Genomic DNA, 21,902 nt, shown 5'->3' with positions numbered 1-21,902 from the left:
TGTCAGCAGCAGAGAAGCGAGATTATGCAGTATTTCGTCTATCTCGTCAACCCCATCTTTTTCGCTTCGCTGCTTCGTCGTTGACGTTGCTGCGTTGCGAGGGACAGAACTATAGCCGACCGGCGCCCGATCCGCAAGGGCTATCTGGCATCTTGTTTGCTTGTATAACTATGCAACGCACCTGGCCATCGGTTTTTGTTCACTTTTGACACAGGTGCTACATTAAAGAAAGCCGCAAAGGCTGCCGGGGGAGACATGCAACAGGAAACTGTTCCAAATTTGAACAACTCGATTATCGAGACCGCTCATCACCGTTCGCGGACTTATGGCCTCGATCCGTGCAGCGACGTTGACCTGTCGCCCATCGACCGCCGCTCACTATCCGGGCTGATCGAGCAGAACCGCCTGCTGCATACCCATGCGGTGCCGGCCATGGAAACGCTCTACCAGCAAATTGTGAACACCCACAATATGGTGATCCTGACCGATGCCAAGGGGGTGATCCTGCACTCGCTGGGGGATGACGACTTCCTGGAAAAGGCCAACCGGGTCGCCTTGCAGTCTGGCGCTACCTGGTCCGAAGAGTGCAAAGGGACCAACGCTATCGGCACAGCCATCGCCGAGGCTAAGCCGGCGCTGGTGCATGCTGACCAACATTTCCTGCAAGCCAACCACTTCCTGACCTGCTCCGCGGCGCCGATTACCGACCATGCGGGCAATGTGATCGGGGTGCTTGACGTCTCGGGCGACCAGCGCTCCTTCCATAAGCACACGATGGCCCTGGTGCGCATGTCAGCCCTGATGGTGGAAAACCAGCTGTTCGCAGCCGCCTTTGAGGATGTCATCACCCTGCACTTCCATGCACGTGCTGAATTTATTGGCACACTGATGGAGGGCATTGCCTCGTTCACGCCTGGCGGCCGCTTTATCGCCGCCAACCGTGCTGGCCTGTTCCAGCTCGGCCTGACATTCGCCGCCCTGCAGTCGCATACTTTCAGCTCGCTGTTTGGGCTCCCCGTGTCTGCGCTGTTCGATCATTACCGGACTGCGGCGCCCGGCCTGCTCGACCTGTGCCTGCATAGCGGCGTGCGTGTCTTCGGCCGCGCCCAACTGCGGCTCGCCAATAACCACTTTCAGCATCCGATCATTTCCGCGCGCGAGGAGAGCCATCCGGCGCAGACCAATCCTGCCCATTCCGCGCGTCGCCTGTCCGGCCTGCGCTATCTGCGCACCGGGGACCAGCAGCTGGAAGCGGTAATCGACAAAGTCACCCGCGTGCTGGGCAAGGACATCCCGATCATGATCATGGGCGAAACCGGCACCGGCAAGGAGTTGCTGGCCCAGGCGATTCATAATGATTCGCCGCGCGCCCAGGGACCATTCGTACCGGTCAACTGCGCGTCGATCCCGGAGACGCTGATCGAATCCGAGCTGTTTGGCTATGAAGACGGGGCTTTTACCGGCGCGCGCAAGAAAGGCGCGATCGGCAAGATCCTGCAGGCGAATGGCGGCACGCTGTTCCTCGACGAGATCGGCGACATGCCTTTCCCTTTGCAGGCGCGCCTGCTGCGCGTGCTGCAGGAGCGCATGGTGACGCCGCTAGGCAGCGGCAAGTCGATCCCCGTGAACGTGGAAGTCATCTGCGCCACCAACCACAACCTGCGCGACCGCATGGCCCAGGGCCTGTTCCGCGAGGACTTGTACTATCGCCTGAACGGCCTGGTGGTAAAACTGCCCCCGCTGCGCGAGCGTACCGACCTGGAAACGGTCGTCAACAAGATACTGACGACGGACGGCGGCAACAAGCGCTATACCGTTGCGCCGGAACTGATGCAGCTGTTCCTGCAGCATAAATGGCCAGGCAACTTCCGCCAGCTGACCAATCTTCTGCGCACCGGTGTAGTGATGGCCGGCGACGAGAGCGAGATCGGCCTGCAGCATATGCCGGATGACTTCCTCGACGACATGCGGGAAGTGCAGGCAGCCGCTCCCGCAGCGGGAGAGATAGCGCCGGCCAGTGGCGCCATCACCGGTTCGGTCACGCCCTGCACCGGCGCGCGGCTGGAAGACATGGAGCAAGCCCTGATCGTGCGCACACTGGAGGCGCACGGCGGCAACGTCTCCGCCACCGCACGCGCCCTGGGCGTATCGCGCAATACGATCTACCGCAAGCTGCCCCATCTCAAATAGCCCGGCTTAGAAGAACAGGATGCCGCCGAAGGAGGCGCCCTTCATCTTCGCCTCGCCGCCTGCAAAGGACTTGGAACGGGTTTCGCCAACTTCGCCCACCAGGGTGATGGCTCCCGTCAGCGCGTAATAGGCGCCGACGGTGAGATTGGCATTCGACTTCAGGCCGTTCGTGCCGGCGGTGTTCTCTTCGTTGCGGCTGATGCCATAGCCAATGCCCAGCTTGAGCTTTTCGCTGGTCTTGAATGTCCCCTGCAGCAGCCAATGCTTGCTGCGCACGTTGCCCTGGTCCGCATCGGACAACACACCGAGCCCTTTGCCGCCCTGGTAGTTGGCCAGAAGGCCGAATGCTCCTTGCTGGAACGATGCGCCGGCCTCCCAGCCATTCATGGTGAAATCGGCCGCGCCGGCAGCGACACCCTTGAACTTCTGCGACTTGACGCCTACCCACGCCTTGAACGGCCCTTCCGCGTAACTGAGCTGCCCTTGCAGTTGCGGATTGGAGCGCGAGGAATACTGGGCGGCCGACACGATAGGCGAATCGCTCACCGGATTGAATACGCCGGCATCGATGCTGAAGCCGGACATCTTCGGCGAGGTGTACGCCATCTGGCCGTAGTAGCCGACATAGGCATACCCGGCGCCGATATGGCCCAGCGTGACGCGGCCGCGCTGCGTGGCCTGCACCGGTGCACCGGCGCCGATCAGCGTCATGTCGCCGAAGATGGCGTTGGCGCCGAAGATCCCATTGTCGCGTCCCAGCTTGAACGTGCCGATCTCCGCATTGCCGAAGCTGAAGTAGGCCTGGCGTACGTCGACTTCACTGTTCTGGGCGATCGCGCTGTCGGTTGCCGTGGCGTGATAGATGCCGATCAGTGCCTTGACGTCGAACCCGGATTGTTTTGTCGTGGCCGACGTTACGAGGCCATTCGGCAGCAGGCCATTCCCGATGGTGGTGCGGCTGTCCTCTCCGCCGCAGCCGATTCCGACGCTGGCAAGCGCCAATCCTCCGACGGGATCGCCGCTGCACGAAACATGCGTGTAGTAGGCATTGACGATACCGCCTACGTTCACGTTCCAATCGCCGGCTTTGATGTCGACGGCATGGGCTGCTGGGGCAAGCAAGACGCTGGCGGCGCTGGCAAGCATGATCTTTTTCATTGTTGTCTCCTTGGTTTGATTAATGGATGGTGCACAAGGGACAGGGCAATTTGCGTGCCGGTGACGTACGCTAGGAAAACGGTATAAATCGTTGTTCAACTTGCGCCATATCGGATCAGTACTGTTCAAAAAAAAGGCGGCCCGCAGGCCGCCAACGCAACACATGGAGATCGTTTATTTAGGAGCGAGCTTGAAGACCCACACAGAGCCGCCCTGCTCCAGGAAGTTGACCTTCTTCGCCACTTCGCCGCCCCACAGTGGTACTGCGCCACCCCAGCCGGAAACCACGGCCACGTACTGCGTGCCGCTATCCTGCCAGGTGATCGGAGGCGCAACCACGCCGGAGCCGGTCTGGAACTTCCACAGCTCCTTGCCGCTTTGTGCGTCAAGCGCCTTCAGGTAGCCTTCCGGCGTGCCGTAGAACACCAGGCCGCCCGCCGTAGTCATGACACCGCCCCACAGCGGCGCATTGTTCTTCACCTCCCATTTGATCTTGCCGCTCTTTGGATCGATCGCACGCAGCGCGCCGATGTAATCGTCGAACAATGGACGAATGGTGAAGCCTGCACCAAGGTAAGCGCCGCCCTTCTTGTAGCTGATAGGCTCGTTCCAGATGTCCATGCCCCATTCATTGGCTGGCACGTAGAACAGCTTTGTCTGCGGGTTGTAGGCCATTGGCTGCTGGTTCTTGGCGCCGAGGAAGGCCGGTGCTGCGAACACGGAAGCGCCTTCCTTGCCTTCCTCGCCCTTGGTCGGGTCGCCAGGGCGGCCTTCAACCACGTAGTTCGGGCGCCCGGTCTTCAGGTCGATGCCTGTCGCCCAGGTGATTTTGCGTACGAACGGGAAGGCGTTCTGCAGCTTGCCGTCGTTGGCGTCGATCACGTAGAAGAAGCCGTTGCGGTCGGCTTTGCCGCCGTAACGCTTGCCGTCCATGTCGAAGGTGACAAACTCATTGGCGCCGTCGAAGTCCCAGGCGTCATTCGGCGTGTTCTGGTAGGCCCATTTGATGATGCCGGTCTTCGGGTCCAGCGCCACTGTGGACGAGGAATAGAGGTTGTCGCCAGGGCGCAGGTGGCTGTTCCAGGGCGCTGGGTTGCCGGTGCCAAAGTAGGCCAGGCCGGTCTTGGGATCGTAAGTGCCGCCCATCCAGGTCGAAGCGCCGCCGGTCTTCCACAACTCGCCCGGCCAGGACTTGTTGACCGTGCCGGTAACCCCCGTCTCGGTTGCCTTGCCATCGCTGTCATACTTGTAGCCCATGTGGCCTTCCACCGTCGGGCGAGTCCACAGCAGCTCGCCGGTCTTGGGATCGCGGCCTTCGACGCGGCCAACAATGCCGAACTCGCCGCCGGAAACACCGGTCAGCAGCACCCCGTTGGCAATCAACGGCGCCGCAGTCATCGAGTAGCCGGCGGCATAATCATCGACCTTCTCCTTCCATACCAGCTTGCCGGTGTCCTGGTCCAGCGCGACCAGCTGTGCGTCCAGGGTGCCGAAGATCACCAGGTTGTCGTATAGCGCGGCGCCGCGGTTGACGACGTCGCAGCACGGCATGATGGCGTCCGGCAGGCGGTGCTCATACTTCCAGATCTTGTTGCCGGTCTTGAGGTCGATGGCGAAGATGCGGGAATAAGATGCGGTGACAAACATCTTGCCGTTGTAGATCAGCGGCTGCGATTCCTGGCCGCGCTGCTTTTCGCCGCCGAACGAGAACGACCACGCCGGTACCAGGCGGCCGACGTTCTGCGTGTTGATCTGCTTGAGCGGCGAATAGCGCTGGCCTTCCGAGCCCATGCCCGAAGAAAGCACGCTGCCGGTGTCCTTCGCTGCGTTGTCCAGCATGGTCGTTGTGACGCTGGAAGCCTGCGCCAGCGTTGCTGCACCCAGCAGCATTCCGATGGTGATGTATTTCACGTCCTGTCTCCTTTGTTATGGTCTATCTGTCCTAGCGCTGTGCATTCTTCGTCGGTGAAAAGGCGCGAGCGAAGCAGGAAGCGTTTGCCAGTGCCGTTATCGAGCGAGAACATGCCGCCGATTCCGGCCACCACGTCCACGATCAGCTGGGTGTGCTCCCAGTAACCGTATTGCTCAAGCCCGATATAGAAGGGCGCGCCGCCAAGGTTGCCGAGGTAGACGTCGGTCTCGCTGACGTCGAACTCGCCCGCGGGATAGCACATCGGTGCGCTGCCGTCGCAGCATCCGCCCGACTGGAAGAACATGATCGGTCCGTGCTGCTGGTGCAGCTGGTCGATAAATTCCAGTGCGGATTCGGTCGCCGTGACCCTGGCAATTGCGTTATCCATGCTTCGCCTCGCCTTTTCGCCTTAGAAGAAGCCCAGTGCGTTGGGGTTGTAGCTGACCAGCAGGTTCTTCGTTTGCTGGTAGTGGTCGAGCATCATCTTGTGGGTCTCGCGGCCGATGCCCGACTGCTTGTAGCCGCCGAATGCTGCATGGGCCGGGTAGAGGTGGTAGCAATTGGTCCACACGCGGCCGGCCTGGATCGCGCGGCCCATGCGGAAGGCGCGGCTGCCGTCGCGGCTCCATACACCGGCACCGAGGCCGTACAGGGTGTCGTTGGCGATAGCCAGCGCTTCGTCTTCATCCTTGAAGGTGGTGACGGAGACCACCGGGCCAAAGATCTCCTCCTGGAAGATGCGCATGGAGTTGTCGCCCTTGAATACGGTAGGACGCACGTAGTAGCCGCCTTCCAGGTCACCGGACAGTACCTGGCGCTCGCCGCCGGCCAGCAGCTGCGCGCCTTCCTGGCGGCCGATGTCCATGTAGGACAGGATCTTCTCCAGCTGCTCCTGCGAAGCCTGGGCGCCGATCATGGTGGAGTGATCCAGCGGGTTGCCCTGCTTGATGGCCGCGACGCGTTTCAGCGCGCGCTCCATGAAGCGCTCGTAGATCGATTCCTGTACCAGCACGCGCGATGGGCAGGTACAGACTTCGCCCTGGTTCAACGCGAACATGGCGAAACCTTCCAGGCACTTGTCGAAGAAGGCGTCGTCGGCCGACATCACGTCTTCGAAGAAGATGTTGGGCGACTTGCCGCCCAGTTCCAGCGTGACCGGAATCAGGTTCTGCGCTGCATAGCCCATGATCAGGCGGCCGGTGCCGGTTTCACCGGTGAAAGCGACCTTGGCGATGCGCTTGCTCGAAGCCAGCGGCTTGCCTGCTTCCAGGCCGAAGCCGTTCACCACGTTCAGCACGCCCGGCGGCAGCAGGTCGCCGATCACTTCCAACAGCACCATGATGGAAGCCGGGGTTTGCTCGGCAGGCTTGAGCACCACGCAGTTGCCGGCAGCCAGCGCCGGCGCCAGCTTCCAGACGGCCATCAGGATCGGGAAGTTCCAAGGGATGATCTGGCCCACCACGCCCAGCGGCTCATGGTAGTGGTAGGCGTAGGTTTCAGCATCGATCTGGGCGACGCTGCCTTCCTGCGCGCGGATGCAGCCGGCGAAGTAGCGGAAATGGTCAATCGCCAATGGAATGTCGGCGGCCATGGTTTCGCGGATTGGCTTGCCGTTGTCGATGGTTTCCGCAGTCGCGATCAGCTGCAGGTTCTGCTCCATGCGGTCAGCCATCTTGTTCAGGATGTTGGCACGCTCGGTCGGGGAAGTCTTGCCCCATGCGGCCTTGGCGGCGTGCGCGGCATCCAGCGCCAGCTCGATGTCTTCCGCGGTGGAGCGTGCGATCTCGCAGAATGGCAGGCCGGTGATCGGGGTGATGTTGGCAAAGTATTCGCCCTTCACCGGCGGAACGAATTTGCCGCCGATGAAGTTGTCGTAACGGGTCTTGAATGGATTGGCGACGCCCAGTTTGCTGATGTCGGCGAGATTCATGTCATCCTCTATTGAGTGGTTGTGGGTACTGCCTTATTCGCAATTGCCGTGCCAGCGGTTTTCGCGCCTGGCGGCGCAGGCGCTGCAACAACAACTGCTCCAAACCTGAACACCTGTTGCTGATCTCAACGGATCACCACACCCCAGGGCAGTTCACCAACCGGAATGTCCGCTACCTTGCGCGCGCTGGCGGTGTCGATTACGGACACGCTGTTGGAACGGCCGTTTGCCACATACAGCTTGCTGCCGTCCGGGGTGATGGCCATATTCCAGGGACGCTTGCCGACTGCAATCGTGGCGTTGACGGTATTGCTGGCGGTGTCGATGCGCATCACGCTGCCATCCATGCCGTTTGAGACGTAGACGCTGCGCCCGTCGGGATGCACGGCGATGCCGTTGGCGTTGCGCCCGGCCGGAATGGTGGCAAGCGTTTTCAAGGTGCCAGGATCGATGACATAGACGGCATTGGCCATTTCGCAGGCGACGTAGACGCGGCTGGAATCGGGCGCAAAGCCGATGCCGCGCGGGCGCAGTCCCACGGCAACGGAGCCGGTCTGGCGGCGCTGCGCAACGTCGACCACGTCTACTTGCTCCGCTTCCTCGGCGCTGACGTAGAGATAGCGGCTGTCCGGGCTGAATACCGCATGCTCCGGATTGCGGCCTTTTACCGGGATATCTGCCAGCCGCGCATGGGTAGCGGCATCGAACAAAGCCACGCTGTTGCCCTCCTCGACAGCCACCGCTACCAGCTTGCCGTCCGGAGAAACGCTGACGCCCTCGGGCGATTTTCCCAGCGCCAGCGACTCGCTGCTGCCCGCGATGCTGTCGATGGCCAGGAGCGTTCCATTGGACGCATCGCTGACGAAAATCTGGCGCCCACCGGGACCGCTGCCAATCCCGCGCGGCCTTTTGCCCGCATTGAGCTGGCGCACTACGCTATCGGTGGCCGTATCAATCACGCTGATGGTGCCGGACTTCTCGTTCGGCACGTATGCGAATGGCGCGGCGATGGCGATGCTTGCCGCGCCGGCAGCGCACAAGGCCGCGATCAGGTTTGCCTTCATGATGTCTCCTTTGGTATGGTGTGTATCCACTTGTCATGCAAGCGATATGCCAGCAAAGCGCGTCCCGCAAGCGGCTTGGCAGGCATATTGCTTATGTGTTCAGGAGACCCGCGCAGCGGGCATGCTGAGTACACCTGAGGAGACTGAAATGCACCCGATCCGTTTGAATGCCATGGCCGCCATACTGGCCGGCTTATTTACTCCGATGCTTGCGCAAGCCACAACGGAAGGCATTCCAATTTCCGACGTTGTCGTCATCAGCGGCAGCCGCAGCGAACATTCAAGTTTCGACCTGCCGGCGGCCGTCGATGTGCTCGATGCGCAGCGCATTCGGGATGGCCAGGTGCGAGTGAATGCCTCCGAGGCGCTGGCAGCCGTACCGGGTGTGGTGGTGCAGAACCGCCAGAACTATGCGCAGGACCTGCAAATTTCTTCCCGCGGTTTCGGCGCCCGCTCAGCCTTCGGCGTGCGCGGCGTGCGGCTGGTGACCGACGGCATCCCGGCCAGCATGCCGGATGGCCAGGGCCAGGCGGCCACCTTCAACCTGGACATGGCCGACCGCATCGAAGTGCTGCGCGGCCCCTACTCCGCCATTTACGGCAACCATGCGGGAGGCGTGATCCAGTTGTTCACACGCGATGGCGAGGGCGCACCGACTGTAGAAGCCAGTTTCGCGGCAGGCAGCGATGGCTTGCGCAAGACCGACATGAATGCCCAGGGCAGCGCAGCCGGCATCAGCTTCGTACTGGACGCTTCGCGCTTCGATACCGATGGTTATCGCGATCACAGCGCTGCACGGCGCGACCAGGCCATGGCCAAGCTGACCATGCAGCCGCTGCCTGGGGCGCGGCTGGTCCTGGTGGCCAACGGATTGCGGCAGAAGGACACCCAGGATCCGCTGGGCGTGACCTGGTCCACCTGGCAGCGGGACCCTCGGGCCGGGGAAATCGACGCCAACGACACCCAGGTGCCCAAGCGCACCCTGGCTGAGCGCTATAACACGCGCAAGAGCATCGATCACCAGCAGGGCGGGGCAAGCTGGGACCAGCGCTTCGAGTCGGGCAGGCTGCACGTCAGCGTCTGGGGCGGCAACCGCCAGGTGACGCAGTTCCAGGCCTTTTCCAAGGCTTTCCAGGCCCCGGCCAGCCATTCAGGCGGCGTGGTCGATTTCGACCGCAATTTCTACGGCGCCGACATCAACTGGCAGGACATGCGGGAAATCGCCGACGGCAGGCTGACCACCACCGTCGGCGTTGAATACGGCCGCTCCAGCGACGACCGCAAGGGGTATGAGAACTTCATTGGCACGACCTTCGGCGTTCAGGGCAAGCTGCGGCGCGACGAGCAGGATGTGGTGTCCAGCACCGATCCGTACCTGCAGACAGAATGGCAGGGAGAGCGCTGGCAATTCACTGCGGGGATCCGGCACAGCCAGATGCGCGTGTCCGTCGATGACCGATTCCTGAGCAACGGCAATGACAGCGGTGACTTGCGCTACAGCCGCAGCACGCCGCTCCTTGGGGTGTTGTATAAGCTGACGCCTGAAGTGAACCTTTATGCCACGGCAGCGCGCGGCTTCGAAGCGCCAACCCTGAATGAGCTGTTCTACTCCGGCACCGGTGCAGGCTTCAATTTCCAGCTGCGCCCGGCCCGCAGCACGCATGTCGAAACGGGTATCAAGGCGCGCGCCGGCGATACGCACGTCAACGCGGCGCTGTTCCAGGTGCGCACGCGCGACGAACTGGTGGTGGATGCCTCCAGCGGTGGCCGTACCAGTTACCGTAACGCCAGCGAAACCTTGCGCCAGGGCGCCGAGCTGTCCCTGGACAGTAAGCTGGGGACAGGATTCAGCGCACGGGTTGCGGCCACGCTGTTGAAGGCGACTTATGAGAAAGCGTTCGGCAATGTGCGCGAGGGCGCTCGCCTGCCGGGTGTGCCGCGCGCCAGCCTGTTCGCTGAGTTGGCCTGGAAGTCAAGCGGCGAGCGCTTCACCGCGGCACTGGAATCGCTCACCGCCGGACGGGTGTACGCGGAGGACGCAAATGCCGATGTACCGGCGCCAGGCTACAGCATCCTGAACGTCCGCCTGGTGGCGAAACAGTCATGGGCCGGTTGGCGCTTCAGTGAGTTTGGACGGCTGAACAACCTGGCGGACCGGCACTATATCGGCTCCGTGATCGTTGGCGACAGTAACAAACGCTATTACGAAGCGGCGCCGGGCCGCAACTGGGTGGCAGGCGCCAGCGCCCAGTATCAGTTTTAAAAGTTGATGTGCAGTCCGGCCGTGACCGAACGCGGCGCGCCGGGCGCCACGAAGCGGGCCTGTTGCGCCTGTCCGGCAGAGAAGATGTCAGTGCCCACCGCACCAAAGGTCTCGTAGCGGCGACCGGTGGCATTATTGATGCGCAGCAGCCACTCCCACTGATCATTTGGCCGATAGCTGGCCTGCAGGCCAAGCAGGGCATGGCCTGCGATACGCCAGCCTGGCTGGTATCCATCCTCATTGCCCAGCACAGACATTCTGGAATTTGCGTGCAGGTTTGCGCCTACTGCCAGTGCGTCCGTGACGTGCCAATCTGCGCCAAGCTTGAATGTGTGGCGCGGCAAACCAGCGATGCGGGTTCCGGATCGCACGGGTACAGCACGGGCGCCGGTGAACAGGCTGCCGTTTGCGCCGTACTCGGCATCCAGGAAACTGTAGGCGATATTGAGCTGCACCCGGCCGGCTCGCATGCTGGCGGTGAAATCGGCGCCCTGGTGAAGGGTGCGCGGGAAATTTGCGAAGTAGCCGTGCTGCGCGATGCCGGCTGTGCGAAACAGGATATCGTCCCTGTTCTGGGTGCGATAAATGGCCAACGTCGCCTGGTTTTCGCCTTGCCTCCAGCGGGCGCCGGCTTCGAAGGTGCGCGAGACGACTTGTTTCAGGTAGGGGTCGGACTGCAGGCCGACCGGCAGGCGGCAAGGCTGTTCGGGATCCGCGCAGCCCAGTTCAATGACGGTCGGTACGCGGTTGCTTTGGGAAGCGTTGGCAAACAGTGAAACGTCCGTCGCGGGCAGGTAGGTGAAGCCAAGCGCAGGATTCAGTTTGCCGTAGCTGAAACGTTCATGCTGTACCGCCGCGTCGTCGTGCTGCAGGTTATTTGTGATGCGCGACGACCCGTAGCGCGCGGAAGCGGTCAACGACCAGCGCTCGGAGAACGTCCAAGTATCGCTGGCGAAGATAGCGGCGCTTTGCGCGGTGCCGTCGACCATTGCTTCCAATTCGGGCTCGCTGCCAGCGGCTGCCGTTGCTTCGCGCCGGGCATTGAACAAGCCGGGCTGGCTGTATTGGGCAAAGGATACGCTGCTGCGATCGTATGCTGCGCCCAGCGCCAGCCGATGCGCTCCCGCCGGGCGCTGCCAACTAGCGTTCGCCCCCTGGCCTCGCTGCCTCGTCGAGGCGGTGTTGAAACTGGCCGCCACCTGCCCTGAATCGCCTCCCTGGCTCGTGTCGTCTGCGATATCGCCATTCACGCTATCACGCCGGCTGTTGCGGGCGTATGCGGAGATGGAAAGATCGGAGCCGCGCTCAAGCCGATAACGCAGGCTTGCATGGATCTGGCGCAACTGGTTGCGGCTGCGGTCAGGGCTGGTGTACACCGCGCTCCGGTTCTCCGCATACAGGCCGTCCGGCAGCAAGCCGTTGCCCACCAGCCGGCTGCCGCCCGCGAGCACCGACAAGTCCCACTCCAGGGCATCGCTGCGGCGGCCAAGCTTTGCGAACAGGCGACCGAGGCGCCCCGGCGAGTCGGCTCGCCAGCCACGGTCATGGAACAAGGTCGCTGCGGCAAAAGAATGCCAGCCTTCTCCATACTGCGCACCATGCGACAAATCCACCTGGCGCCGGCCAAGGCTGCCCCCTGTCATGCTGATGCTGCCGCCTGGATCGTCCAATCCATTGCGCGTGGCCAGCACCAGCGCGCCGCCCAGCGTGTTCAAGCCGTACAGCGGATTGGTTCCCGGCGCCAGCATCGTTTGGCCGATGGCTGCCTCGGGCAGCATGTCCCAATTCACTACATCGCCGAACGGCTCGTTCACCCGTACACCATCGAGATAGACCGACAGCCCTTGGGCCGTCCCCAGCAAAGGCGAGGCGCGGAAGCCGCGATACGTCACATCCTGCTGGTAAGGGCTGCCGGATACCTCGTTCAGGTTGACGCCCGCCAGCGTGCGCGCCATCGATTCAGCCAAGGTTTCGCCCTGCTGCGGCGCCGCGCCGACCTGCACTGCATATGGCAGAAGCCGGCGCGCCACCACCAGCGCGCCCGCCGGCGCGATGCCGACAATTTCCACGGTCGGGATGCCGGCGCCTTCGCCGCGCGCTGCAGCTGCCAGCAGCGCCAGCAAGCCGCCCAGCGCGCGGCGCTTCACGGCTTCGCCAGCTGCACGCCGTGGCGCGCAAAGATTGCCTTGAGTTCACCGCTCGCAGCCAGTTCATTCAGCGCCGCCTGCAGCTTGCGCGCCATTTCGGTATTGTCTTTTCGTACCGCCATGCCAACCGCCCAACCCTCGCGCGGCAGCCGCTGGAAATCGACCCGCTCCACCGGGAATGCGGGGTCGCCATGCAATTCCGCTTCGATCTCCGAACGCGTCGCCAGCACGGCATCCAGCTGGCCTGATTTCAACTGCTGCAGCGCCTCGGCCGAACTGTGGAACAGGTGTACCTGGTCGCGGAAGCGCCCGTTGCCCTCACCCAGCATCACCATGCCGGCCAGCGAAACCTGCTCAACGCCGATGCGTTTGCCCGCCAGCGAATCCAGCCCATCGAAGACCGGGATGCTGCGGGTACTGCGCACCAGGCGCACCGCCTCCACATGGTAGGGAGCAAAGATCTCTACCTTGTCATTGGAGGCCATCAGGGCGCGGTCTACCGGCACGTGGAGCATGACGTCCGCCGGACCATAGCCAAGGTAGTGGCCCTTCCACACCATATTGCGCAAGTCGTCGTTCAGGTTTTCGCCTGCAGGAAAAGGCAACAAGCTCAGTTTGAGCGACAGCTTGCGCGCCAGGGCGGCGGCCAGGTCAATATCGATGCCCTCGCCATTGTCCGAAAATGGAACAAGGTCTTTGTAGACGGCTACTTTCAGGGTGCCGGTATCAGCATGGACCGTCAGCGCAGCGAACAGCAGGGCGAAGCCGATCAGCAGCATGGCGCGGAGGCCGCGCAGGCGCAGGGTGAGCATGGCGGCCTCGCATCAGTTGGTGGCGCGGCGGGATTCCAGGTAGGTCTTGATGGCCCACATGGCTTCCTGGTTGAAGACACCCTCAAACGGCGGCATGTAGACCGCGCCATTGCGCACTTTGCCACCGCGGATCGAAGACAGGAAATAGCGGTCGATCTCCTTATAGCAGGCCTGCTTCTTTTTCTCGTTGCCCATGCCCACGCAATCGCGGTCGAGCAGGCGCAGGTCCGGCGCAATGCCGCCGGAGATCGCTTCCAGCCCGTGACAGCGTGCACAGTTCTGGTTGAAGGCTGAACTGCCGATCTTCAGCGCCAGCTTATTGTCCTTGTAGGGATTCTCCTCGCGCCATTTATCGCCCAGCACAGGCAGGCCCGTGGTATCGACGGCTTGCGGTGTCACATTGCCGTGGGCGAAAGCGAACAGGGAAGTGGTCACGGCAGCCGCGGCCGCGGCAAAAAGGATAATGTGTTTCATGGATGTCTCCTGCATGATGTGGTTGTAATACCCATGCAGGAGCAAACCGCGTGCCATGCACCTTCACCCGCCTGCGGGACAAAAGTGATCCACTTTGGAACAACTGTCACATGCGCACTGCGCAAAAATTGAGATCGCCCCGCTTTTCGAACTGAATCGATACCGGCAGGAAGAGCGCAATGATTTCCGCGTTGGTGCGGGTGTGCTGCGACACTACGTCCATGGTGAAGCTGCCGCCGCCGGCCAGGGCCATCGGAATCAGCAGCTGGTCGGCGAGATGTTCGCTGACCGCCGCTCCGGACGCGATAAAGCGCCGGGCCTGGGCTACCGCGTCGCGCGCCACCTCCTCCGCACGGCGAGCCTTTTCGCCGAAGGCGACAAAGACTTCCGTCACGTGTTCGTGATCGAGCGTGATCAGCAAGGCGTTGCCGGGGCCCCAGTTATCCGGCAATGCCTGGAAACGCAACTGGTCGCCGGACCAGCCCATGGCGCTTGCCACAGCATCCAGTTCGCGCTTCGCCACGCCTGCCGGAACGGCGGCCACCAGGCTTTCCGCATACGCTTCGCGCCGTTCACCGCGCGCTTCCAGCGTCAGTTGGCGCCAGGCTTTCAGCGGCTGCACGGTAGCGCGTACGGCGCCGCCGCCGGCCGGATAGAAGCCCGCACGCTCCAGCTTGAATTCGAGCTGCGCGCCCATGCCGGCCATGGCACGGCCATATGCACGCTGCAGGAATTCCGCCGGCGGCGCCTTGGAGTTATGGGTGCCTCCGCTCACCCGCACCACGGACTGCCCTTGCGAATACAGCAGCGCCGGCACAACCGTCTGCAGCACCAGCGTCGAGCTGCCGGCGGTCCCGATCTGGAATTCGTACTCGCCCGCCTTGATCGCGCCAGGCTCAAACGTCAGGGCGGTCGAGCCCAGCGCATCGCCCACCACTTTCGCTCCGGAGATCTCGGCGGCCGCCTTGACCGACGCAAGGTGCTGCCGCATCAAGCCCGGTTTCGAGCGGTTGGCGCGAATGTTCGCAATACGAAACGGTTGCTGGGTAATCATCGAGAGCGTCAGCGCAGTGCGCAGCACCTGGCCGCCGCCCTCTCCTTTAGATCCATCAATTTCAATCATTCTTATCCTGCTTTTATTATCCTTTGACGCACACCACCTGCTTCAAGGTGTGCACTACTTCAACCAGTTCTTCCTGCGCTTTCATGACCGCCTCGATGTCCTTGTAGGCCATCGGAATTTCGTCGATCACGCCTTCGTCCTTACGGCACTCGACGCCCTCGGTCGCCTTCACCTGGTCCTCAAGGGAGAAACGGCGCTTGGCCTCGTTACGGCTCATGGTACGGCCAGCACCGTGGCTGCAGCTGTTGAAGCTCTCAGGGTTACCTTTACCGCGAACGATAAAGCTCTTGGCTCCCATTGAACCCGGGATGATCCCCAACTCGCCTTCCCGCGCCGATACCGCGCCCTTACGGGTCACCAGCACGTCCTTACCGAAGTGCCGCTCTTTCTGCACATAGTTGTGGTGGCAGTTCACCGCTTCCACGTGCGTCTGGAATGGTTTGGTGATTACGGTGCGAACGGAGGCGATCAGGTTCTGCATCATCACCTCGCGGTTCATGCGCGCGAATTTCTGCGCCCAACCCACCGCTTCCACATAGTCGTCGTAGTGCTGGGTACCTTCTTCCAGGTAGGCCAGGTCCTTATCCGGCAAGTTGGCGATGTGGGTGCGCATATCCTTCTGCGCCAGTTCGATGAAGTGGGAGCCGATGGCATTCCCCACCCCGCGCGAACCCGAGTGCAGCATGAACCACACCGAACCTTCCTCGTCCAGGCACACTTCAACGAAGTGGTTGCCGGAACCAAGGGTACCAAGGTGGCGATAGTTGTTGGTGTTTTTCAGCTTCGGCGTTTTCTCGCAGATCACGTCGAATTCATCCTTCAACTGCCCCCAGGCGACATCCACTGCGGAGGGCGGGTTTTCCCACGAACCGCGGTCGCGGCCACGGAATTTCGGGGTCAACCCGTGCGGGATCGCTTTCTCAATCGCGCTGCGCAGGGGACCCAGGTTATCCGGCAGGTCGCGCGCATTCAGCGTGGTCTTGGCCGCCATCATCCCGCAGCCGATATCCACACCCACCGCAGCCGGGATAATCGCACCCAGGGTGGGAATCACGCTACCGATAGTCGAACCTTTGCCAAGGTGGACATCCGGCATGACAGCAATATGCTTGTAAATGAAGGGCATCTTGGCCGTATTGGCGAGCTGCTGGCGCGCTTCCGATTCAACCGGCACCCCCTTGGTCCACATCTTTACCGGGCTACCACCCGACACTTCCATTACTTCGAATTCTTTATCTTTCATCATAAGTCTCATCTTCTAACGATTAATCTGCGCCGACAAGGGTGGAGACCACGCCATTCCACACCGTGCGGCCTTTGCCTGCGAGCGGCTCGTCATGCCAGCTGACGGTGGTGTGGCGGCGGCTGGTGGAAATACTCATCGCCGCGTTCACGCCGCCGAAGCTGCGCTTTACGGGTTTCCTGCCGACTGCGCCGGCACTGATGGTCCAAGCCTTGATTTGGGATTCCGCCATTTTGATCTCCTTTTGTCTTTGCGTATCCCATCTATTGCAAATGGTGTGCCAACTTGTTAAGTCGTTGATAAATATAGATTTATAAAAATCGATCCCTATGTTAGATTATCTCTACAGATAAATTCTTATCCATGTAATGAAAAAGAAAATCGTCATCCTTGGCTTCCTCGGCACGCAACTGGACGGCGGACCGCGTACCGCTGGCCGCTGGGAGAAATGGCGCCCCAGCGTCTCCCTGCTCCAGCATGAAGACCTGATGGTCGACCGTTTCGAACTGCTGGCAAGCGCCCTTCACGACGGCCTGGCGCGCCAGATTGAAGAGGACATGCAGGCCGTCTCCCCGCAGACTGTCGTGCAGCGCCATACATTGCCGATCAGCGACTGGTGGGATTTCGAGGACGTTTACAGCCAGCTGTTCGACTTCGCGCGCAATTACCCCTTCGACACGGAGAATGAGGAGTACTGGGTACACATCACTACCGGCACCCACGTCGCGCAAATTTGCCTTTTCCTCATGACAGAAGCGCGCTACTTCCCTGGACGCCTGCTGCAGACATCTCCGCCGCGCCGCGCGGGGCCAGGCAATCCAGGCGAATACGTGCTGATCGACCTGGACCTGTCGCGCTATGACCAGATCGCGCAGCGCTTCTCCAACGCGCAGCGCGAGGGGGTGGAGTTCCTGAAGTCCGGCATCGCTACACGCAACCCGCACTTCAACCTCATGATCGACGAGATCGAACACGTGGCTGCCCGTTCGCGCGCCCCGATGCTGCTCATGGGGCCAACCGGTGCAGGCAAATCCTTCCTGGCGCGGCGCGTGTACGAACTGAAAAAGGCGCGGCACCAGGTCGATGGCGCTTTTGTGGAAATCAACTGCGCCACGCTGCATGGCGATGGCGCCGGTTCCACTTTGTTCGGCCACGTGAAAGGCGCCTTCACCGGCGCGGCGTCGGACCGCCCAGGCTTGCTGCGCACTGCGCACAAAGGCCTGCTATTCCTCGACGAGATTGGCGAACTGGGGCTCGATGAGCAAGCCATGCTGCTCAAAGCCGTCGAGGAAAAGCGCTTCCTGCCGATGGGCGGCGACCATGAGGTGCGCAGCGACTTCCAGCTGATCGCAGGCACCAACCGCGACCTGGCGCGCGAAGTAGCGGCTGGCCGCTTCCGCGAAGACCTGTTTGCGCGAATCAACCTGTGGACCTACGCACTGCCCGGCCTGGGCGAGCGGCCGGAAGACATTGAGCCGAACCTCGATTACCTGCTGGCGCAGTTCGGTGCGGAGAATGGCGCCATGGTGCGCTTCAATACCGAGGCCCGCCAGCAGTACATGCGCTTTGCCGCCTCGCCGGACGCTCTCTGGAACGGCAACTTCCGCGACCTGTCGGCCTCCGTCACACGCATGGCGACGCTTGCGGACACGGGCCGCATCACGGCCCCTATCGTCGCGGCCGAAATAGCGCGCCTGCAGCGTCAATGGCGCCCGCTGGCGGAAGGCGCGCGACCGGCGGCGAGCCTTGACAACTTGTTCGACGAGGAAGCACTCGAACAAATTGACCTGTTCGACCGGATGCAGCTTGAATCGGTGATCAGCGTCTGCCTCCAGTCGAAAACCATGTCCGACGCCGGCCGCAAGCTGTTTGCCGCTTCGCGCCTTGGCAAGGCAAAGCCGAACGATGCCGACCGCTTGAAAAAATACCTGGCCCGCTTCGGCCTGGAGTGGGACCAGGTCAGTTAAATCCTGGTGCGCACGTGGCAGGTGTTGAATCGCTCGCCCTGCTCGAAGCTGACCGTCACCGGCAGGAAATGCGCAATCACTTCCGCATTCGTGATGGCATGTTGCGACACATGATCCAGCGTATAAGCGCCTCCGCCCGCGAGCGCCATCGGCAACATCACCTGGTCGCCCAGGTGTTCGCCCACCGCTGCGCCTGAAGCCAGGTAGCGGCGCGCCTCCAGCGCCGCTTCACGCGCAACCGCCTCCGCCCGCACGCCGCGATCGCCGATTGCAGAAAATACTTCCGTCACTGACTCGCTCTCGACGGTCAACAGGATCGCATTGCCCGGGCTGGCCGAAGTGGGAGACAGCACTTCGCGCATTTGGTCGGCCTCCCAGCCCAACAGGTTGCGTACTGTCGCATATTGTCGTTGCGCCACCTGTGCCGGCAAGCGTGCTGCAATCGCTTGTGCATAGGCCTGCTGCAAGGCCCCGCGCTCGAACAAGTCAATGCGGCGCAACTGCTTGCATGGCCACACATTGGCAGAAATGGCGCCGCCGCCCGCCGGATAGAATCCGTATCGCTCGATATCGATCTCGACGTCCGCTCCCATGGCTGCGAGCAAGCGGCAATAAGCACGCTGCAGGAATTCAGCCGGCGGAGCCTTGGGGTTATGCGTCCCGCCACGCACTGTCACAACAGTCGGCTGCTCAGCGAACAGCAAGGCAGGGATAAGGGTTTGCAGCACGAGTGTGGTACTGCCTGCCGTGCCGATGTCGAACTCGTATACGCCACCGCTCACACGGCCGGGCGTAAACTCCAGCGAAGTCGAACCTGCTTCCGCATCAGTGACGCTGGCGCCGCAGGCGACAGCCGCAGCGCGTACCGCCGACAGGTGCTGGCGCCGCAATCCCTGAGGCTGGCGGTTGGCGCGGATGTTCCGGATGCGAAAAGCCTGGCCGGTAATCATGGACAAAGTCAATGAAGTGCGCAGGATCTGCCCGCCGCCTTCGCCCGTCGAACCGTCCAGTTCAATCATCGCGCACCTCCTGCCGGCATTATGATGCTGCCGGCACGGAGGCGGCGCACGAACTTAGTAAGTGCTCAGCGCCTTCGAGAACTTGATCAGCCAGAGACGGCTCGGGCGCTCGCGGTCATCGCCGCGGGCAACGCGGATGGTGTTGGCCGCATTGCAGCCAGCTGCGCTGCTGGTGATGATGACGCCGTTGGCATCGACATTGCATTTCGTGACATCGGCGTCGGCCACCGCTTCGCCGGATGGCGTGAAGATTTTAGTCTTCAAGCCGAAGTCATTGTCGTTTGCGAGTGCCAGCGTATTGCCGTCGACGATGGTCAGGCCCTCAGCCTTCTCGGCTAGCCAGCCGATGGCGTTCAGGTCCAGCAGCAAAGTTTTCTTCAGCGTGACAACCTTGGACCAATCGGCGCCATTCACTGCCACCGCGCCCATCGAGCTTTTCTCCAGGTCAGATGTAGCGGGGTTGAAGGCCGCCGCATTGATGTCGGTAGCGCTGCCGATTTCCACCAGCATCAGTTTGTTCAACACCTTGCCACCGGGTGCGGCGCCCTGTTCGATCACGATGAATTTACCGTTGCCCAGTGCGACCATGTCACCCAGCTTGGCATTGCCGGTGCGACCGTCAGCATAATCGGCGCCGTTCAGGGGGTAGGCAAACATGCGGCCGGTAGTACCGGTCACCGGGTCGAATTCGATCCAGCGCGTGAAGCGGGCGAAGCGTTCGACCTGCTCGTTCTTGCCGGTCACCGAGTATGGTGCGCTGCCATCGCTCAGCGGACTTTGCAGGAAACCATGCAGCTTGTCGGTTGCCGTGTCGAGCGCCATCCCTTCCATGCCGCGGTTGGCGCGGCGCTTGGCGAAAATTGCAGGCAGTCCGCTGCCCGGCGCATAACGGGACTGGATCACGCCACTCGCCGCATCGATCTTCACGATGAACGGGCCGTATTCATCGGACACCCACAGCGCATTGCGCTTCTTGTCGAAGGCGATGGCTTCGGTATCAAGGCCATTCGCGCTATATACAGCCTTGCTGGAGGCGTCGAATTTCATCGCATCGAAGACCGGCACTTCGGCGGAGTTGCCCAGCGTGCCCGCAGGAATGGGCAGGCCGGAGCTGTTGGTATTCGCCGAAACCTTGATCGGCAGCGTGGAGTTCAATACAGCGCCGCCCTTGCCAACAGTGATGACGCCGATCGATGGCGTGAAGCTTGGCGATGGGAAGATCTTGGCGCCCATGGTGCCGCTGCCGCCAGGATTCGGCACGTTCGGGCCATCGCCGTTCGGGCCGCGGTCGGTCAGGCCATAGAATTCAAGGTCGCCGTTAGCATTCGTGCCCTTCAAGGCCAGGGCCGAACCATAGGACGGAAGGAACCCCAACGGGAATTCAGCCTTGACCTTGGCGTTGCTGCCTTCGTAAGGAATGTAGAAGCTGTTCGCTGCCTGCACCTGGTAGCGCGTCACGGTACCGGTGACAGCGCCTTGGCTGAATGTTTCCTGCACCGGCGTGCCAACCTTGGAGGCCAGCGTGTCTTCGAAGTGTTCGCGCACCAGCTGGCGGCGGTCGTCATCGACGCCGCGTGCAGCATAGGCAGTGCCGGCGGCGACCAGGTTCGCAGCCATGGCCTTGTTGAAGTCCGCCGCTGCGGCGCCGAAATCGAGCGTCTTGCCCGCCAAGGCAGACTTCACTTCGGCAGTGATCTTGATGCCGTTGGAAGGATCGCTGTCTTCATCCAGCAGCTGCAAAGCCAGCAGGCGATTGACGACCTTCGCATCCTTGACGTCGGCCACGCCGGCCAGCTGCAGCGGAGTGATCATCGGCGCACAAGCTGCGCTGCCCAACGCCATACCGCCCACACTGAAACTGACGGTGTCGCCTTCCTTGCAGGTGAATTCGCCCTTGGGGCCGGTCACCGCCTTGGCGGCCGTGCCTGCCACATAATCCGCCCCCTCAACGGCGCCGTCGACGAAACTGCCGTTCACCGAGGGTTTAACGGGTTCATTGCTGCCGCCACCGCCGCAGGCGGCAAGTGCGAGTGCTAGGGGAAGAAGCGATAGTGATTTCATGCTGGCCTCTGGAGATTAAAAGCCGCAGCTTAATTACCGGAAGTGACATAGCGATGACACAAAAGCAAAAGGCCCGCTTTTGAGCGGGCCTTTTGGCATATTACTTAGTCTGACGATAACCTACTTTCACACTGGTTGCAGCACTATCATCGGCGCAGAGTCATTTCACGGTCCTGTTCGGGATGGGAAGGGGTGGGACTGACTTGCTATGGTCATCAGACTGACCGGTACAAGGTTCGCGCGGAGCGCGTCACCTGGAATTAATAGCTTGACGATAACCTACTTTCACACTGGTTGCAGCACTATCATCGGCGCAGAGTCATTTCACGGTCCTGTTCGGGATGGGAAGGGGTGGGACTGACTTGCTATGGTCATCAAGCATGACTTGGTAACAATCTGGAGAAGTAAAAGCGGGGTAGTGTTCTCAAACACGGGTAAGTGCTACATAACCGTCAAGGTTATAGGGACAAGCCGTACGGGCAATTAGTATCAGTTAGCTTAATGCATTACTGCACTTCCACACCTGACCTATCAACGTC

The 21,902-nt window shown here is 61.7% G+C and carries 16 protein-coding genes and 3 rRNA genes; 3 read left to right on the top strand and 16 right to left on the bottom strand.

All coding sequences use genetic code 11. The features are described from left to right. Positions 1 to 255 precede the first annotated feature (255 nt). The gene (locus GM658_RS27805; RefSeq protein ID WP_155457363.1) at positions 256 to 2,190 is read left to right on the top strand and encodes a sigma-54-dependent Fis family transcriptional regulator; all 1,935 of its coding nucleotides are present in this window, start codon (positions 256 to 258) and stop codon (positions 2,188 to 2,190) included. Positions 2,191 to 2,196: 6 nt separating this feature from the next. On the opposite strand, the gene GM658_RS27800 is transcribed toward GM658_RS27805, so the two are convergent. The 5 genes from GM658_RS27800 to GM658_RS27780 all read right to left on the bottom strand — a co-directional run bounded on the left by GM658_RS27800 (position 2,197) and on the right by GM658_RS27780 (position 8,254). Further along, positions 2,197 to 3,348 carry a porin gene (locus GM658_RS27800; RefSeq protein WP_155457362.1) on the bottom strand — a complete coding sequence of 384 codons (1,152 nt, stop codon included), beginning with the start codon at positions 3,346 to 3,348 and terminating at the stop codon, positions 2,197 to 2,199. Between the two features lie 174 nt (positions 3,349 to 3,522). Beyond that, complete coding sequence (locus GM658_RS27795; protein ID WP_155457364.1) at positions 3,523 to 5,238, bottom strand: PQQ-dependent methanol/ethanol family dehydrogenase; 1,716 nt, start codon at positions 5,236 to 5,238, stop codon at positions 3,523 to 3,525. Positions 5,239 to 5,255: 17 nt separating this feature from the next. Next, on the bottom strand, positions 5,256 to 5,648 hold the full coding sequence (locus GM658_RS27790; RefSeq protein WP_155457361.1) for a DUF779 domain-containing protein: 393 nt from the start codon (positions 5,646 to 5,648) through the stop codon (positions 5,256 to 5,258). 21 nt (positions 5,649 to 5,669) lie between these two features. Next, positions 5,670 to 7,190 carry an aldehyde dehydrogenase gene (gene adh, locus GM658_RS27785; RefSeq protein ID WP_155457360.1) on the bottom strand — a complete coding sequence of 507 codons (1,521 nt, stop codon included), beginning with the start codon at positions 7,188 to 7,190 and terminating at the stop codon, positions 5,670 to 5,672. A gap of 125 nt (positions 7,191 to 7,315) precedes the next feature. Beyond that, positions 7,316 to 8,254 (bottom strand): beta-propeller fold lactonase family protein, encoded by a 939-nt coding sequence (locus tag GM658_RS27780; RefSeq protein ID WP_155457359.1) that lies wholly within the window; start codon positions 8,252 to 8,254, stop codon positions 7,316 to 7,318. 148 nt (positions 8,255 to 8,402) lie between these two features. On the opposite strand from GM658_RS27780, the gene GM658_RS27775 reads away from it, so the two are divergent. Next, positions 8,403 to 10,517: a TonB-dependent receptor family protein gene (locus GM658_RS27775; protein ID WP_155457358.1), complete on the top strand. Its 2,115-nt coding sequence runs from the start codon at positions 8,403 to 8,405 to the stop codon at positions 10,515 to 10,517. Here GM658_RS27775 and GM658_RS27770 read toward each other — a convergent pair. The 6 genes from GM658_RS27770 to GM658_RS27745 form a co-directional block, all read right to left on the bottom strand. Further along, the gene (locus GM658_RS27770) at positions 10,514 to 12,664 is read right to left on the bottom strand and encodes a TonB-dependent receptor (RefSeq protein ID WP_155457357.1); all 2,151 of its coding nucleotides are present in this window, start codon (positions 12,662 to 12,664) and stop codon (positions 10,514 to 10,516) included. The two genes, GM658_RS27775 and GM658_RS27770, sit on opposite strands and share 4 nt — an antisense overlap. Continuing rightward, entirely contained in the window at positions 12,661 to 13,476 is an 816-nt protein-coding gene (locus tag GM658_RS27765; protein WP_155457356.1) for a substrate-binding periplasmic protein, read from the bottom strand. The genes GM658_RS27770 and GM658_RS27765 overlap by 4 nt, the downstream gene beginning before the upstream one ends. 12 nt (positions 13,477 to 13,488) lie before the next feature. Then, positions 13,489 to 13,950: a cytochrome c-550 PedF gene (gene pedF, locus GM658_RS27760; protein ID WP_155457355.1), complete on the bottom strand. Its 462-nt coding sequence runs from the start codon at positions 13,948 to 13,950 to the stop codon at positions 13,489 to 13,491. Positions 13,951 to 14,056: 106 nt separating this feature from the next. After that, positions 14,057 to 15,073, bottom strand: a complete 1,017-nt coding sequence (gene rtcA, locus GM658_RS27755; RefSeq protein WP_155457354.1) for an RNA 3'-terminal phosphate cyclase — start codon at positions 15,071 to 15,073, stop codon at positions 14,057 to 14,059. Positions 15,074 to 15,089: 16 nt separating this feature from the next. After that, a complete protein-coding gene (locus GM658_RS27750) occupies positions 15,090 to 16,316 on the bottom strand; it encodes an RtcB family protein (RefSeq protein WP_130316828.1) in 1,227 nt (408 codons plus the stop codon). Positions 16,317 to 16,338: 22 nt separating this feature from the next. Next, positions 16,339 to 16,548 carry a hypothetical protein gene (locus GM658_RS27745; RefSeq protein WP_155457353.1) on the bottom strand — a complete coding sequence of 70 codons (210 nt, stop codon included), beginning with the start codon at positions 16,546 to 16,548 and terminating at the stop codon, positions 16,339 to 16,341. Positions 16,549 to 16,684: 136 nt separating this feature from the next. On the opposite strand from GM658_RS27745, the gene rtcR reads away from it, so the two are divergent. Beyond that, positions 16,685 to 18,283: an RNA repair transcriptional activator RtcR gene (gene rtcR / locus GM658_RS27740; protein WP_155457352.1), complete on the top strand. Its 1,599-nt coding sequence runs from the start codon at positions 16,685 to 16,687 to the stop codon at positions 18,281 to 18,283. On the opposite strand, the gene rtcA (GM658_RS27735) is transcribed toward rtcR, so the two are convergent. The 5 genes from rtcA (GM658_RS27735) to GM658_RS27715 form a co-directional block, all read right to left on the bottom strand. Then, positions 18,280 to 19,302 carry an RNA 3'-terminal phosphate cyclase gene (gene rtcA, locus GM658_RS27735; RefSeq protein WP_155457351.1) on the bottom strand — a complete coding sequence of 341 codons (1,023 nt, stop codon included), beginning with the start codon at positions 19,300 to 19,302 and terminating at the stop codon, positions 18,280 to 18,282. The two genes, rtcR and rtcA (GM658_RS27735), sit on opposite strands and share 4 nt — an antisense overlap. 54 nt (positions 19,303 to 19,356) lie before the next feature. After that, the gene (locus GM658_RS27730) at positions 19,357 to 21,363 is read right to left on the bottom strand and encodes an esterase-like activity of phytase family protein (protein ID WP_155457350.1); all 2,007 of its coding nucleotides are present in this window, start codon (positions 21,361 to 21,363) and stop codon (positions 19,357 to 19,359) included. Between the two features lie 107 nt (positions 21,364 to 21,470). Continuing rightward, a 5S ribosomal RNA gene (gene rrf / locus GM658_RS27725) occupies positions 21,471 to 21,583 on the bottom strand. A 46-nt stretch (positions 21,584 to 21,629) separates the two neighbouring features. Beyond that, positions 21,630 to 21,742 (bottom strand): 5S ribosomal RNA (gene rrf / locus GM658_RS27720). A gap of 83 nt (positions 21,743 to 21,825) precedes the next feature. Beyond that, positions 21,826 to 21,902: ribosomal RNA gene (locus GM658_RS27715) — 23S ribosomal RNA — on the bottom strand; the annotation flags it as partial.

The organism is Massilia eburnea, from assembly GCF_009720745.1.
Lineage (GTDB): Bacteria > Pseudomonadota > Gammaproteobacteria > Burkholderiales > Burkholderiaceae_D > Rugamonas > Rugamonas eburnea.
This window is presented reverse-complemented; position numbering and strand designations above follow the sequence as displayed.